A 14,351-nucleotide genomic window follows, 5' to 3' on the forward strand; every position below is an offset into this window, starting at 1 on the left:
GATGGCGGGGTGCATATGCCGGTGGCTGTCAAGGACCTGCCATATTCCTATGCCCGCGATCATGGTTTGTTGATACAGGATCGCAGTGGTGAACGGTTGTCGCTCGCGATGCGCGACGGGTCCGATCCTTCGGCGCTGCTGGAAGTGCGGCGCTTTCTCGCTCTGCCCTTTGATGTGGAGCGTGTTGATGGTCCGGCCTTCGAGAAGCTGCTCAGCGCCCATTATGCGATGGACGGCTCTGCCGCCGCGATGGCGGGCGATATGGCGCTGGCGGGCGAGGGGCTCGACGACATTGCCGGCGATATCCCAAGTGCAGAAGATTTGCTCGACAGCGCCGACGATGCGCCGACGATCCGGCTGATCAACGGGATTATCGCCGAAGCGGCCAGACAGGGCGCATCGGATATCCATATCGAACCCTATGAGACGGGTCTGGTGGTGCGGATGCGGGTCGATGGTGTGCTGACCGAAAAGCTGCGCATGCCGCCGCATGTCGCGGGCGTGATCGTCAACCGGATCAAGGTGATGGCGCGGCTCGATATTGCCGAGCGGCGGATTCCACAAGATGGCCGGATCAGCCTGACATTGGGTGGAAAATTGCTCGATGTGCGCGTTTCGACGCTGCCCAACCGCGCGAGCGAGCGGGTGGTGATGCGGATTCTCGACAAGGAAAGCGCAGGGATATCGCTCGATCTGCTCGGCATGTCGCCAAGCACCCACGCGATCCTTACCGATGCGCTTTCGGAACCCAATGGCATTATCCTCGTCACCGGTCCGACCGGATCGGGCAAGACCACAACGCTTTATGCCGGGCTCAAGCAGCTCAATGACGGCAGTCGCAATATCCTGACCGTCGAGGATCCGGTCGAATATGCGATCGAGGGCATTGGCCAGACGCAGGTGAATGCGAAGGTCGGTCTGACCTTTGCTGCGGGCCTGCGCGCCATTCTCAGGCAAGATCCCGACGTCGTGATGATCGGGGAGATCAGAGACAGAGAGACAGCAGAGATTGCGGTGCAGGCGAGCCTCACCGGCCATCTCGTGCTGTCCACGGTGCACACCAATGATGCGGTCGGCGCGATTACCAGAATGCGCGACATGAAGGTGGAGCCGTTTCTGCTCGCCTCGACCTTGCGCGCGGTGATTGCCCAGCGTCTGGTGCGCAGGCTGTGCGAACATTGCCGCACGCCATTTCCGGTTGATGGTAGTCTGGCATCGCTGCTCGGTTTTGAGGATGGCACGGTGGTCTATCGCGAGACCGGCTGCGAACATTGCAACCAGACCGGTTTTCAGGGACGTATTGGCGTGTTCGAGGCGATCCGCATCGACGACACGTTGCGCAAGCTGATCAACGACGGTGGCGACGAGGCCGCGATCAGTGCCCATGCCTTCCGCAACCAGCCGCATCTGGGTGTCGCCGCGAGAGCGCTTGTCCGCGAAGGGCTCACCACGGCCGAAGAGGTGATCCGCATATCCCGGCGCGAAAGCGAAGCAGCCGATGCCTGAATATGCCTATAGCGCGATCGACCCCAAGGGCCGGGAAAAGACCGGGCGATTGACTGCGGCCAGCGATGATGCGGCCCGGGCGAAACTGACCGAGCGCAATTTCTATGTCGTCAGGATGGAAGCGGCGCAGGGCGGAAAGAGCAGGCAGGGCAAGGAATCTGCAGGCCTGTTCGGTCCGAAAAAGCTGACTTCGAAAGAACTCACTTTGTTCACACGGCAATTATCCTCGCTGGTGCAGGTCAGTCCGCTCGAGGAAGCGCTGCGGCTGATCGGCAACCAGAATGAGAAACCGCATGTGCAGCAGCGGATCGCAACGGTGCACGGCGGGGTGATCGAGGGGCAGCGTCTGTCCGAAGCTATGCGCCGCGAACCGAAAAGCTTTCCGCCGCTCTACCGGGCGATGATTGCCGCGGGTGAAAGCTCCGGCACGCTGCCCGATATCACCGAACGGCTCGCCGATTTGCTCGAGCGCCAGGCCGAATTGCGCGGAAAATTGATCGGCACTTTGGCCTATCCGGCGGTACTGGCGCTGGTTTCGGTGATCGTCGTCGCGCTGCTGATGATCGCGGTCGTGCCCAAGGTGGTCGAGCAGTTTGACGATGTGAACCAGCAACTGCCGATGGTCACGCGGATCGTCATCGGCATTTCCGGCTTTCTCGCCGACTGGTGGTGGGCGATTGCAATTTTCATCGGACTGATGTTTCTGATCGGCTGGCGCGCGCTCAAGGAGCCGCAGCTCAAATATCGCTTTGATGGTTTCCTGCTGCGCCTGCCATTTGTCGGCCGCTTGCTGCGCGATTTGCACGCGGCGCGTCTGGCGCGGACCCTGTCGACCATGGTCGCCAGCCGCCTGCCGATTATCGAGGGGCTGCGGCTGACCACCGATACGATCCACAACAGCGTGTTGCGCAAGGCTTCGGAAGATATGGTCGAGGCGATAAGAGGCGGCGGAAGCCTGTCGACGGCGCTCAAGAATACCGGCGTGTTCCCGCCGATGCTGGTCTATATGACCTCCAGCGGCGAGGCCTCGGGGCAGCTCGACGACATGCTGGCGCGGGCGGCGGGTTATCTGGAACGGGAATTTGACAATTTTAGCTCAACCGCCTTGTCCTTGCTCGAACCAATCATCATTGTGGCGCTCGGCGGACTGGTCGCGGTGGTGATATTGGCGATATTATTACCGATCCTGCAGCTTCAGAATCTTGCCGGACTATAGGGCCGGAAAAAGGAATGATCATGACGACAGAAATTGAAAATCCAGAAACGGTTTCGGCTCCCGAAAGCAAAAAGCAGCAAAAGCGCAATGGCTTCACTCTGGTCGAGTTGATGGTGGTTATCTTCATCCTCGGCCTGCTGACGACGATTGTCGTGATCAATGTATTGCCCAGTCAGGACCGCGCGATGGTCGAGAAGGCGCGGGCGGATATTGCGACTCTTGGGCAGGCGCTGGAAATGTACCGGCTTGATAATCTCAGCTATCCCGGTTCGTCCGACGGGTTGCAGGCGCTGATTGCGCCGCCCGCTTCCCTGGCCACGACCGGGCGTTACCGGCAGGGTGGCTATATCAAGAAGCTGCCCGATGATCCGTGGGGCCGGCCCTATCAATATGACAATCCGGGCCGTCAGGGACCCGGCTACGATCTCTACTCGCTGGGTGCCGATGGCGCACCGGGCGGCGAAGACGACAATGCCGATATCTACGGCGAATAAGAACAGCAGCGCATGAGCCAATTCTTCCTTCTGATTGCCTTTCCGGCCACCGACGACGAGGCGCTCCATTGGTGGCATGTTGTTGATGGCTCCGTGCAAGCATGGGGATGTGATCCCGACCCGCTTATGGCTTCGCAGGCCTATGGACCGGACCATACCGAAGGGGATGTGAGGGTGATCGCGCTCCTGCCGTCGCATCTCACAACGGTCATGGAGCACGAACCGATTAGCGACGCGACGCAAAATCAGGCGCTCACGGCGGCGATGATGGCGGCGAAAGCCCAAAGCCTTGAAAACGAGAATCTCCATATCGTCGCCACTGTCGATAGCGTGGGTGAGTTGATCACGGCATCGGTTGGACGGGATATATTATCTGCTGGACTGGTCCGTTTGAAGGCGCTTAAAATTGATCCCGATGCGATCATTCCATCGGGATGGCTGCTGCCGGTCATTGATGGCGGCGCGGCGTCTGTGGATTTCGGCTTCGATCAGGTTGTCCGAGCGGATAATATCATAGCAACCGATGATCCGGCGCTGCGGGAAATGCTTTTCGCTGATCGGACTATCACACCGATCACCGGCGATGCCTTTGACGCGATGCTGGTCGGCACGATTGAAACAGCGGATCTGGATTTTCGTAGCGGGCCTTTTGCCAAAAAAACGCAGCGGGCGATGGACGCAAAGCAAAAGCGCCGGCTCGGTTGGATGGCGGTGGCTTTGGTCATCGTTTCGCTTGCCATTCCGCTGGTGCAGATGGCGCAATATCATTGGTCGGCGGGCAAGGCTGACGAAGCGGCTCTGGCCAGCGCCGCCGCTATTGTCGGAGAGATGGAAAATCCGGAGAGCGCCGAGCGCGCGCTGGACGAGCGGCTGGTTGCCGAAAACCGGGGCAATGTCATGTTCCCGGTTCCGGCCTCGGGGCTCTATTCCGCGCTGCAGCAGGTACCGGGCGTATCGATCACCCGTATGGCTTATAGTAAAAACGGGATAATTTCGGCGACATTGTCCGCAGTTCGTAACGAGGATATCAACCCAGCCTTGCTGGCGCTGCAGGAGGCGGGTTTCATCATCACGGCAACCCCGCGCACCGATGCCACGGGGTCGGCGCAGGCGGATATTACGGTGAGGGCGCCATGATCGACAATGCACGAAACTGGGTTGCCGGACTGAGCCAGAGGGAAAGAATATTGCTCGGGATCGCCGGGCTTCTGTTGGTCGGGTTGGTCGGTTATTATGGCATCGTGCGGCCGATGTCGGGAGCGATGACATCTGCCGAAGATCGCTATGTAGAAGCGGTCGAGCGGCAGGCGCGGATCGAGGCCAAGGTTGCGGCGCTCCAGCAGCCGGTGGATGGAACGCCAGTCAAGTTCAGCGGCGCGATCGACGCTTTTGTCAGCCAAAGTGCGGGGGAAACCGGCATTGCGGTTGGTTCTGTCGTTCCCCAGTTAGGTGAGCGAGTCAATATGGTGGTCGAATCCGCTAAGCCGACAGCGTTATTTGGCTGGCTCGAACGGATCGAACGGGAGGGAGTCGCGGTCGAGTCCCTCAGCATCAATCCTGCGGGAAATGGCACGATATCAGCAACGCTGACTTTGCGAGCACATTAGCTGGGGGAGCCCATTAGCGGGCTTTGGTGTGAAGCTTCACTCGGCCGGTTCTATATGGTGCTGTTTGTCCTTGGCCGGGAACATTATGCCGCCATCGTCAGCCGACATGGCTTCCGGTTCGGCCAGATCGGCACTCGCGACTTTCGCTTTTTTCTGGACCCATTCGCCCTTTTCGTTGCGGATATAGGCTGGCGCGCGCTGGACGTTCCAGACCAGACCCATTTTTTCCCATAGATAAATGATCTGTCCGTTGAGATCGAATTCCCACCACGCGACTTGCGACGACGCGGCGCGCGGGTGCTGGTGATGGTTGTTGTGCCATCCATCGCCAAAGGTCATCCAGGCCATGAACCAGTTGTTGCGTGAACCATCCTTTGTGTCGAACCGTTGCGAGCCAAAGACATGGCCGATGCTGTTCACGCCCATGACGAAGTTCAGGAAGAAGAAATTGCGGAAGAATCCGCCGATCAGGATGGTGCCGATAATATGTTCGGGTCCGCCAAAGGCCAGCGCCCAACCAGCGGGCAGAATGATGCTGGAAAAAATCGCGATCGACCAGCGATGCTTGTGGCACCACAATACTTGCGGATCGTCGATCAGTCCTTTTCCGTACACCTTCATATCGGAAGTGGTATTGTCGAACAGCCAGCCGAAATGGGCGATGCCGAGCCCCTTCCATTTGGACATATTCTTGCCGTGCCCGTCGATATAGGGGCTGTGTACATCGCCAACCCCGTCAGCGAAAGCGTGGTGACGGCGATGGTCTGCGGCCCATTTGAGCACCGATGCCTGACAAGCCATTTGCGCCATGATACCGATAGCAAGGCGCATTTTCGGACCCGCTTCAAAGGAGCGATGGGTAAAATAGCGGTGATAGCCGATACCGACGCCCATGTTAATCAGGACAAAACCGAAGAGAAAGGCAGACCATTCCACCCAACCGGTAGAATGGGCAAGGGTCCAGTAAAGCGCGCCGAGCGAGCCCAGAACCATGGTCGAGAGCAATATGCCATATTCGATGCGCTTTGCCCGCGCAGCCGGACCGCCGATGATGACGCCGTGCTGGGGATGCTGTTCCGACGGTGTATAATCATCGGGTTGAATGTCGCTAAATGCGGTCGCCATCGGCCAATTCCTCGAAACTTCACTCGGGAACACAGGATATAGGCTATTTACGATGATTACAATTGTCTTAACCATTGGGCCGGCTATCGGCCAAAAGCCGCCCTTTTCATTCAATTGCCCGGCTATTGTCAGCAGATGAACCTCAGGCCGATTCAGTCGTCGTTGACGTGTTTCCGTCCGTTGCGACCGTTACGCGCTGAAGGGCGGGGCGGGTCTGTACGCACCGGTCTCGACGTCGTTGCGGGCCGCGCAACGGGGGGCGTCCGGGTTTGTGGTCGCTCGACCGCTCTGGATGGTCGTCGACTAGCTGTTCCCGCGCGATCCCCGCGATTGCGGACCGGTGCGGCTTGACCATTTTGCTGGGGTGACCTTGCCCCTGTTCTGGCACGATCGCCGCGGCCATTGCGCGTGCCTATATTGTCACGATAATTACCGCGCCGTTGATCGCGGGCATCGTCACGACGATCATCCCGGCGGTCGCGTCGATTCGCTCGCTGTTGGGGCGTTAGATTACGACCTCTGACGTGATGTCCGCCATATTCGGCCCGTTGCCGCGCCCAATGGCGCCGGTGATTATCCCGCATTGCATGCCGTCTCCCGCCACGATCGAAGATATAGACACCATAGCCGGGATAATAATAATGATCGTACCAGCCGCCGCCGAATCCGATGTTGGCAAAGCCATATCCATAGTCGCAGGCATAATAATCGTCGAACGGAGCATAGGGGTCGCAATCATAACCACCGTTGACATAGCCATCGCCATAATAGCCGGCGCTGCCATACATACAGCCGCCCAGCCCCAATAGTGCTCCGGCCGCCACAGCGGACTTCAGGCCCCGAGCCATCGTAAATTCTATCATGATCTTTTCCCTAGAGACCGCCTCTGACAGCACCAGATGTGCCGGGTCGCGATCCCGCTTTACCGTTATCCCCGCTATCATGCTGCGATTGAATAATCGATGAATGGAGCAGCTTGCTGACATTAATGAAAGTAGCTATTAAGAAATGGAGACAATAATTCAGGAGCTTTCCGTTGGCGACAATTTCAGCAAAACCGCATGGATATCCCTATCAGGAAAGTGCCAATCCGCATTGGGTGAAACCACCAAAAGAAGCGCAATTGGCGCATATCCCGGGTGAACAGGGCCTGCCAATATTGGGAACGACGCTGAAAGTGATCCGGGACCCGATCGGTTTCGGCAAATATATGTTCGAACGCTACGGATCGGTTTATCGTACGCATAGTTTCGGCAAGCAGAATGTCATGCTGCTCGGTGCCGATGCGACCGAATTGGTGATGTTCAACCGCGAAAAGATATTTTCCAGCGAACAGGGCTGGGGCCCGGTGCTCAACAATCTTTTTCCGCGCGGATTGATGTTGATGGACTTTGACCGGCACAGGGCTGACCGCAAGGCGCTCTCCGTTGCCTTCAAGCCGGGACCGATGAAGCACCATTGCGAGGTGCTGGGCGCAGGTATTCTGGAGCGCGTTTCCGACTGGGGTGGGACCGAATTCAAATTTTATCCCGCTATCAAGTCTCTTTCGCTTGATACCGCTGCCAGCGCCATTCTGGGCATCCCGTGGGGGCCGGAAGCGGACAAGATCAACAAGGCGTTTGTCGATGAAGTGCAGGCTTCGGTAGGTGTTGCGCGTTCGCCGATACCGTTCACCAAGATGTGGAAAGGCGTGAAGGCGCGCGAATATCTACTCGAATATTTTACGCCGCAAGTGAAAGAGCGACGGGCAAAGGGTGGGGAGGATATTTTCACCCAGATATGTCTCGCAACCCATGAAAACGGCGAGTTGCTGACCGAAGATGAAGTCGTCGATCACATGAATTTTCTGATGATGGCGGCGCATGATACGATTACCTCATCGGCGACCAGCCTGATCTATCTGCTCGCCAAACATCCCGAGTGGCAGGGCAAGATTCGGGAAGAATGTCTGTCGGTGGCGCCTGCTGGAACGGCGCTGAGCATGGAGCAGTTGGGCAAGCTGGAACTGACTGAAATGGCTTTCAAGGAAGCGCTTCGCCTGATTCCGCCAGTGCCGAGCATCCCGCGCCGCGCACTCAAGGATTTCACATTCCGCAATTATACCATTCCCGCCGGCACATCGGTCGGGGTGAGCCCCAGCTTCGTTCACAAAATGGAAAAGCACTGGCCCGATCCCGAAAAATTTGATCCGCTGCGTTTCACGCCGGAAAACTCTGTCGGGCGTCATAAATATGCCTGGGTGCCCTTCGGCGGTGGCGCCCATATGTGCCTCGGTCTCCATTTTGCCTATATGCAGATCAAGATATTGATGCACGCGATGCTGACTCAGAATCGCATTATGCTGCAGGGCGGGCCGGATTATGAACCGAAGTGGCAGGTTTTTCCAATCCCGCAGCCAAAAGACGGATTGCCGGTTCGGCTTGAACGGCTCTAGCGACCTAATATCCGAAAGCCGGGTTGCGGTCGATCTCAGCACTGGCGGATATGTATCGGTTGAAGGCCAGTTTTATGGCTGATGCTGCACTGTCGGGAATAAGTGTAAATATTCTCTCATAAGGGCGATACCTCCATTGCTTGGCGGTGATTGATGCTCAGAAAACGGGCAGCTGTTTCCTCTCTGGCAGGTTTCATCGATCGATGAGGAACCCAATTGGCCGGAAAGCTTGTGGCGATGGGAATAAATGTAAATATTCTCTCATAACCGGGCCAGCGTGTTTTTCTGTCAGGTCACTGATATTACGCATAAAATTGGCTAGGTTTGCCTGCTATGGCAAACAATCGCGGATCGATGCGGAACCGGACCGGCCGGAAAGCCATCATGGTGGCGGAAATAAGTGCAAATATTCTCTTATGACAAAAGGTTTTTCCTGCTTGTTGACTGATATTACACACAAAAATTGACAGTGTGATTCCTCCGTGGCAGTCTTCATGGATCAACGACGATCATAACTGGCCGAATGGGTTATCGGTGAGTTTGGGGTTTGGAATGGGTGCAAGTCTTCTCTCACCAAGGACAAGATTTTCACTGCTTGCGAAACATTCGTTGATCGGAGCCGGATGAGGGGGCTTCGCAATTGGACGAAATCACAGCCTCAACAAACTATGGCTGGGCAACCAGTTCGTAAAGTCACACACCCTTCTTCGTTCAGCAGGGAGGGGAAACAGGGGGATATCATATGATCGCGTTTCGCTTTGTCACTATATTGATTGGCTTCATTCCGCTTTGGTTCGGAGTGAACGGAATATTTTTCGGAGCGGCGGAGCATATGGGTGCAGACCCGTTCAGCGCCGCGCTGGATAACCAGTATCGTTATTATTCAGGGGTTTATCTCGGCGTCGCTGCTATGTTTTTCTACAGCGCCGGCGATCTGAGACGACGGGCCAGCCTGTTCCGCTTCGGTATATTGTGCTTCTTTATTGGCGGCTGCGCGAGAGCGATATCCTACCTCACCGTAGGTCCGGCGCCGACCGAGCAAATCGGGGCGATGGCCGTCGAATTGCTGTCACCGCTGCTGCTGCTCTGGCAGGCGAAAGCGCTGCGATATTAAGAGAAATATTCCGGAAATTTTGACTTTATCCTGGTGACAAGATCCGGTTCCATGAACTTGTAATTGTCCGGAATAGCGAGATTTCTGACGGGCTTATCCTTCAGTAATTCGCCAAATGTCCGGGTGATCTTCTTCTTGTGGGCGGTCTCCATCACATAGATGATATCCGCCCATATGATCAGATCGCCGGATAGCGGCGTTTCGGTGTCATTATTCGTGCCGGCGGAAATGGCAGTTACCGTTTCCACACCATTCAACACCGCTTCGGCAGTCGGGCTGCGCAGTCTATTGCGGGAACAGACAAACAACAGCTTCCTTTGGCCACCGCTCACTTCGCCAGCATATCCTTCAGATAGCCGCCGGTGAAGCTGCCCTCGACCTTGGCGACTTCTTCCGGTGTGCCCTGTGCGACGATCTCGCCGCCGCGCACGCCGCCTTCGGGGCCGAGGTCGATGATATGGTCGGCGGTCTTGATGACGTCGAGATTATGTTCGATCACCACCACGCTATTGCCCTGTTCGACCAGCTGGTGAAGCACTTGCAACAGCTTGCGGACATCCTCGAAATGCAGGCCGGTGGTGGGTTCATCCAGGATATAGAGCGTCTGCCCGGTTGATCGTTTCGACAGTTCCTTGGCCAGCTTGACCCGCTGCGCCTCGCCGCCGGACAGGGTTGTCGCCTGCTGGCCGACCTTCACATAGCCGAGGCCCACTTCATAGAGCATCGCCATCTTGTCGCGGATCGGCGGCACGGCCTTGAAGAAGCTGACCGCATCCTCGACCGTCATGTCGAGAATATCGGCGATCGACTTGCCCTTGAACTTCACCTCCAGCGTTTCGCGATTATAGCGTTTGCCGCCGCATTCCTCGCAGGTGACATAGACGTCGGGCAGGAAGTGCATCTCGATCTTGATCAGCCCGTCACCACGGCAGACTTCGCAGCGGCCGCCCTTGACGTTGAAGCTGAACCGGCCGGGCTTGTAGCCGCGGGCCTGTGCCTCAGGCAGACCCGCAAACCAGTCGCGGATATTGGTGAAAGCGCCAGTATAGGTCGCCGGGTTGGATCGCGGCGTGCGGCCAATCGGCGACTGGTCGATATCGATCACCTTGTCGCAATATTCCAGGCCGGTAATCTTGTCATGCTTGCCGGCAATCATCCGCGCGCCGTTCAGCGTTCGCGCCGCCGCCGCATAAAGCGTGTCGATGGTGAACGAGCTTTTGCCCGAACCGGACAGGCCGGTGATGCAGGTGAAGGTTCCGAGCGGGATCGACGCGGTGACATTCTGCAGATTGTTGGCGGTCGCGCCGTGCACGGTCAGCTTCTTGCCATTGCCCTTGCGGCGCTTGGCCGGCACTTCGATTTCCCGCGTGCCGTTGAGATAGGCGGCGGTCAGTGACTTCTTGGACTTCAATATCTGCTTGAGCGTGCCTTCGGCAACGACCTCGCCGCCATGAACGCCGGCGCCCGGGCCCATGTCGACGACCCAGTCGGCGGTGCGGATCGCATCCTCGTCATGCTCGACCACGATCACCGTATTGCCAAGATCGCGCAGCCGTTTGAGGGTTGTCAGCAAGCGGTCATTATCGCGCTGGTGAAGGCCGATGCTCGGTTCGTCGAGGACATAAAGGACGCCCGAGAGGCCCGAACCGATCTGGCTGGCGAGACGGATGCGCTGGCTTTCACCGCCGGAGAGCGTGCCGCTGGTCCGGTCTAGATTGAGATAGTCGAGTCCGACATTGTTCAGAAAACCCAGCCGCTCGATAATCTCTTTCAGGATCGGTTCGGCAATCTGGCTCTGCGTCTTGTCGAGCTTTGCACCCAGACCTTCGAAAAATTCCAGGGCATCGCCGACGCTGCGCCGGGTCGAAATCGAGATATCCTCGCCCGCGATCTTGACCGCCAGCGCTTCCGGCTTGAGCCGCGCGCCGTGACAGGTTTCGCAGGGCGCTGCTGCTTGAAACTTGGCCAGTTCTTCCTGCATCCAGGCGCTCTCGGTTTGCAGCATCCGCCGTTTGAGATTGCCGACGACGCCTTCGAACGGTTTCTTCACCTCATAGGATTTGCGCCCGTCCTGAAAGCGCAGGGTGACCGGCAGGCCCTGTGTGCCGTTGAGGATGACGTCACGATGATGCTCGCTGAGTTCATTCCACGGCGTTTCCAGATCAAATTCGAAATGCCGCGCGAGGCTGCCCAGCACCTGCATATAATAAGGCGAGGGCGGGTTGGACTTCGCCCAGGGCACGACCGCGCCTTTCTTGATGCTCAGTGCCGGATTGGGCACGATCAACTGGGTATCGAAATGGAGCTTCTCGCCGAGGCCGTCGCAGGATGGGCAGGCGCCTTGCGGAGCGTTGAACGAGAACAGCCGCGGCGCGATCTCCTCGATGGTGAAGCCGCTGACCGGGCAGGCGAAGCGTTCGGAAAAAACGATTCGGTTGGGCGGCAGGCCGGTGCCTTTCATCTTGCCTTGCGGGGAATCCGGATTTTGTCCGTTCGCCTCGAGCGCAGTCGAGAGGCGTGTCTCGACTGCGCTCGACACGAACGGTGTTTGCGCTTCTGCGACGCCGGGTCCTTCGACAGGCTCAGGACGAACGGGTTTCTTTGCCGCGCTATCGTCTTCCCCGGCCGCTCGTGCTGAGCCTGTCGAAGCACGACTGGCAAGCGCCAAAGCCTCCTCAACCGTCCCATCCGCGAGATCAACAAAAGCCAGCCCATCCGCCAGCCGCAAGGCGGTTTCAAAACTGTCCGCCAGCCGCTGTTCCAGCCCTTCTCGCACGACCAGCCGGTCGACCACAACCTCGATGTCATGCTTGTATTTCTTGTCGAGCTTCGGCGTTTCCTCAATATCGTAAAATTCGCCATCGACCCGGACCCGGGTGAAACCGGCCTTCTGCCACTCGAGCAGTTCCTTGCGATATTCGCCCTTGCGGCCACGGACCACGGGCGCGAGCAGGAAGAAGCGGGTTTTCTCCGGCAAAGTCATCACCCGGTCGACCATCTGCGATACCGTCTGTGCGGTGATCGGCAGGCCGGTCGCCGGCGAATAAGGCACGCCGGCACGCGCCCAGAGCAGGCGCATATAGTCGTAAATCTCGGTGACCGTCGCAACGGTAGAGCGCGGATTGCGGCTGGTGGTCTTCTGTTCGATCGAGATCGCGGGCGAAAGCCCCTCGATATGCTCGACATCGGGCTTCTGCATCATCTCCAAAAATTGGCGCGCGTAGGCAGAGAGCGATTCGACATAGCGCCGCTGCCCCTCGGCATAGATGGTATCGAACGCAAGGCTCGATTTGCCTGACCCGGACAGGCCGGTGATCACGATCAGCTTTTCCCGCGGAAGCTCGATATCCACGCCCTTGAGATTATGCTCGCGGGCACCTTTTACTTTGATGTGGGTCAGACTCATAAGCGTGCTTTGCAGAAGATGCCGGAGAGAGTCCAGCGGGCCAAAAGAACAGGGTGGTCCGCGTCATATGTTCAATGTTTGTTCTATTTTCAAGGGGTGAGTTATCGATATATCGCCACGATCTTTCTTTCGCTCGCAATATAGGCGGTTCCGGCGAAATCCAGTTCCGCGCCATCTGGTGGTGTGTCTTCCCCTACGACTATCAGAATTGGCTGTTTTTCGGCTCTTTGCCGGATATTCTGTTCGACCTGGGTAATCTTTCCGTCACCAGTTGAAATGGCCAAAATGTCAATCATCAATCGAGTCCGACCTTCATATTCTTTCAATGCTTCCTGCAATTCCTCCTTGCTGAGATTTGCTTTAAATTCACCATAAAGGGCCATGATTTCACCTCCGGTCTGGAATCTAGGGGAGTTTGGACTTGTGGTTCGTAAAGGATGGTTCCGCCTTGAGCTTGGCAATCAGATCGTCAACTTCCTGCATCGTGCAAAATGCCGACCCGAACGAATTGTTGATCAACATGTCCACTCTGTCGATATCCTGCACCGACCGAATTTCGGTGATCCCCTCGGGGAGTGATAGGCCATAATATTTTGCCAGCGTCTCAAGGGCGCTCCGAGCGGCGAAACTGCCCGACCCGGCGTCCAGTTCAGCGCGGGCCGCATTGGCAACTTCGAAGTTGAAATCGCCGATCTTCGCCGTTTTGCCGTCACCCAATTGTCTCACTTGCTCGGGTGTGCAGGCAAATCTAACTTTTTGATCATATTCGGATTTTGCGGTCACCCGTTCCTTCACGGCTTCGTCGGTGATGATGGTGACGGCATGATCGATAGTGCCCGCCGCTTGATATTCGGTAATGTCGGATAGGGCAGAGGTGATCGGATAGGACGCAGCGTCCGATCCGATCTTCCTGATAATGCCCGTCCGGACCTTGTATCGTTCCGCATCCATTGCAGCGATCAATGCTGCTGCAGTTTGATCAAAATACAGATTTTTGTCGATCGAAGACTGGGTGCCGATAAATGCGCCGGATACAGCCGCAAGCTCATCTGCCGATTTTTTCGCGATTGTTCCAAGTGCGCTGAGCCCGAGTACTGCTGTATCGAAACCGATGGACAATTCCCTGTTGTCCTGACCAAGCCTTGATCGAAAGCGGTAATAATGGGCATCGATGGCGTTCAGATAGGCAAACAAAAATTCGTCGCGAATTGCTCGCTTTGCAGCGTCGGTCTTTGCTTCGTTATATTTTGTGACCGTGCCGGGAATCGGATAGGCTTCGAGAACTTTCTGGGCGGTATTTGCCGGGAATATGGGGTCGGGTGCTCCCCGCAATGACGTGCACCCACTCAACCCAACCGCACCCAGCGCAACCACCAGAACCGGCGGTCTCAAAATAATAGAATACAATAGCCGCTTCATAGACTGCCCCCAATCCATTATTTCCGATAG

13 protein-coding genes are annotated in these 14,351 nt (G+C 57.1%); 7 read left to right on the plus strand and 6 right to left on the minus strand.

Features of this window, described 5'->3' with window-relative positions; translation table 11 throughout:
- The first annotated feature begins 15 nt into the window (after nucleotides 1-15).
- From gspE to gspM, 5 genes are read left to right on the plus strand one after another with little or no spacing between them, the layout of a single operon-like run.
- Nucleotides 16-1,506 (plus strand): type II secretion system ATPase GspE, encoded by a 1,491-nt coding sequence (gene gspE, locus ACN0VD_RS14220; protein WP_417595446.1) that lies wholly within the window; start codon nucleotides 16-18, stop codon nucleotides 1,504-1,506.
- On the plus strand, nucleotides 1,499-2,722 hold the full coding sequence (gspF, locus tag ACN0VD_RS14225) for a type II secretion system inner membrane protein GspF (protein WP_417595384.1): 1,224 nt from the start codon (nucleotides 1,499-1,501) through the stop codon (nucleotides 2,720-2,722). Before gspE ends, gspF begins: the two co-directional genes overlap by 8 nt.
- 20 nt (nucleotides 2,723-2,742) lie before the next feature.
- A complete protein-coding gene (gspG, locus tag ACN0VD_RS14230; protein ID WP_417595386.1) occupies nucleotides 2,743-3,216 on the plus strand; it encodes a type II secretion system major pseudopilin GspG in 474 nt (157 codons plus the stop codon).
- A gap of 12 nt (nucleotides 3,217-3,228) precedes the next feature.
- A complete protein-coding gene (locus ACN0VD_RS14235; protein ID WP_417595388.1) occupies nucleotides 3,229-4,353 on the plus strand; it encodes a hypothetical protein in 1,125 nt (374 codons plus the stop codon).
- Entirely contained in the window at nucleotides 4,350-4,823 is a 474-nt protein-coding gene (gene gspM / locus ACN0VD_RS14240; RefSeq protein WP_417595390.1) for a type II secretion system protein GspM, read from the plus strand. The genes ACN0VD_RS14235 and gspM overlap by 4 nt, the downstream gene beginning before the upstream one ends.
- A 36-nt stretch (nucleotides 4,824-4,859) precedes the next feature.
- Here gspM and ACN0VD_RS14245 read toward each other — a convergent pair whose 3' ends face one another.
- Nucleotides 4,860-5,948 (minus strand): acyl-CoA desaturase, encoded by a 1,089-nt coding sequence (locus ACN0VD_RS14245; RefSeq protein ID WP_417595392.1) that lies wholly within the window; start codon nucleotides 5,946-5,948, stop codon nucleotides 4,860-4,862.
- A gap of 152 nt (nucleotides 5,949-6,100) precedes the next feature.
- Entirely contained in the window at nucleotides 6,101-6,811 is a 711-nt protein-coding gene (locus ACN0VD_RS14250) for a hypothetical protein (protein WP_417595394.1), read from the minus strand.
- A 173-nt stretch (nucleotides 6,812-6,984) separates the two neighbouring features.
- On the opposite strand from ACN0VD_RS14250, the gene ACN0VD_RS14255 reads away from it, so the two are divergent.
- Both ACN0VD_RS14255 and ACN0VD_RS14260 read left to right on the plus strand, forming a co-directional pair.
- Nucleotides 6,985-8,382, plus strand: a complete 1,398-nt coding sequence (locus tag ACN0VD_RS14255) for a cytochrome P450 (RefSeq protein WP_417595396.1) — start codon at nucleotides 6,985-6,987, stop codon at nucleotides 8,380-8,382.
- 742 nt (nucleotides 8,383-9,124) lie between these two features.
- The gene (locus ACN0VD_RS14260; protein WP_417595398.1) at nucleotides 9,125-9,496 is read left to right on the plus strand and encodes a DUF4345 domain-containing protein; all 372 of its coding nucleotides are present in this window, start codon (nucleotides 9,125-9,127) and stop codon (nucleotides 9,494-9,496) included.
- Here ACN0VD_RS14260 and ACN0VD_RS14265 read toward each other — a convergent pair.
- The 4 genes from ACN0VD_RS14265 to ACN0VD_RS14280 form a co-directional block, all read right to left on the minus strand.
- On the minus strand, nucleotides 9,493-9,828 hold the full coding sequence (locus ACN0VD_RS14265; protein ID WP_417595400.1) for a low molecular weight protein tyrosine phosphatase family protein: 336 nt from the start codon (nucleotides 9,826-9,828) through the stop codon (nucleotides 9,493-9,495). The two genes, ACN0VD_RS14260 and ACN0VD_RS14265, sit on opposite strands and share 4 nt — an antisense overlap.
- Nucleotides 9,825-12,902: an excinuclease ABC subunit UvrA gene (gene uvrA, locus ACN0VD_RS14270; RefSeq protein ID WP_417595402.1), complete on the minus strand. Its 3,078-nt coding sequence runs from the start codon at nucleotides 12,900-12,902 to the stop codon at nucleotides 9,825-9,827. The genes ACN0VD_RS14265 and uvrA overlap by 4 nt, the downstream gene beginning before the upstream one ends.
- A 101-nt stretch (nucleotides 12,903-13,003) precedes the next feature.
- A complete protein-coding gene (locus ACN0VD_RS14275) occupies nucleotides 13,004-13,285 on the minus strand; it encodes a hypothetical protein (protein ID WP_417595404.1) in 282 nt (93 codons plus the stop codon).
- A 22-nt stretch (nucleotides 13,286-13,307) separates the two neighbouring features.
- Nucleotides 13,308-14,321, minus strand: a complete 1,014-nt coding sequence (locus ACN0VD_RS14280) for a hypothetical protein (protein ID WP_417595406.1) — start codon at nucleotides 14,319-14,321, stop codon at nucleotides 13,308-13,310.
- Nucleotides 14,322-14,351 lie beyond the last annotated feature (30 nt).

Source organism: Parasphingorhabdus sp. (genome assembly GCF_048267785.1).
GTDB lineage: Bacteria > Pseudomonadota > Alphaproteobacteria > Sphingomonadales > Sphingomonadaceae > Parasphingorhabdus.

Excerpts from the sequence above, each read along its gene's own strand:
- gspG (WP_417595386.1), top strand. The coding sequence starts at position 2,743 with ATGACGACAGAAATTGAAAATCCAGAAACGGTTTCGGCTCCCGAAAGC.
- ACN0VD_RS14260 (WP_417595398.1), top strand. The coding sequence starts at position 9,125 with ATGATCGCGTTTCGCTTTGTCACTATATTGATTGGCTTCATTCCGCTT.
- gspM (WP_417595390.1), top strand. The coding sequence starts at position 4,350 with ATGATCGACAATGCACGAAACTGGGTTGCCGGACTGAGCCAGAGGGAA.
- ACN0VD_RS14245 (WP_417595392.1), bottom strand. The coding sequence starts at position 5,948 with ATGGCGACCGCATTTAGCGACATTCAACCCGATGATTATACACCGTCG.
- ACN0VD_RS14280 (WP_417595406.1), bottom strand. The coding sequence starts at position 14,321 with ATGAAGCGGCTATTGTATTCTATTATTTTGAGACCGCCGGTTCTGGTG.
- ACN0VD_RS14250 (WP_417595394.1), bottom strand. The coding sequence starts at position 6,811 with ATGATAGAATTTACGATGGCTCGGGGCCTGAAGTCCGCTGTGGCGGCC.
- ACN0VD_RS14235 (WP_417595388.1), top strand. The coding sequence starts at position 3,229 with ATGAGCCAATTCTTCCTTCTGATTGCCTTTCCGGCCACCGACGACGAG.
- gspE (WP_417595446.1), top strand. The coding sequence starts at position 16 with ATGCCGGTGGCTGTCAAGGACCTGCCATATTCCTATGCCCGCGATCAT.
- ACN0VD_RS14275 (WP_417595404.1), bottom strand. The coding sequence starts at position 13,285 with ATGGCCCTTTATGGTGAATTTAAAGCAAATCTCAGCAAGGAGGAATTG.
- uvrA (WP_417595402.1), bottom strand. The coding sequence starts at position 12,902 with ATGAGTCTGACCCACATCAAAGTAAAAGGTGCCCGCGAGCATAATCTC.
- gspF (WP_417595384.1), top strand. The coding sequence starts at position 1,499 with ATGCCTGAATATGCCTATAGCGCGATCGACCCCAAGGGCCGGGAAAAG.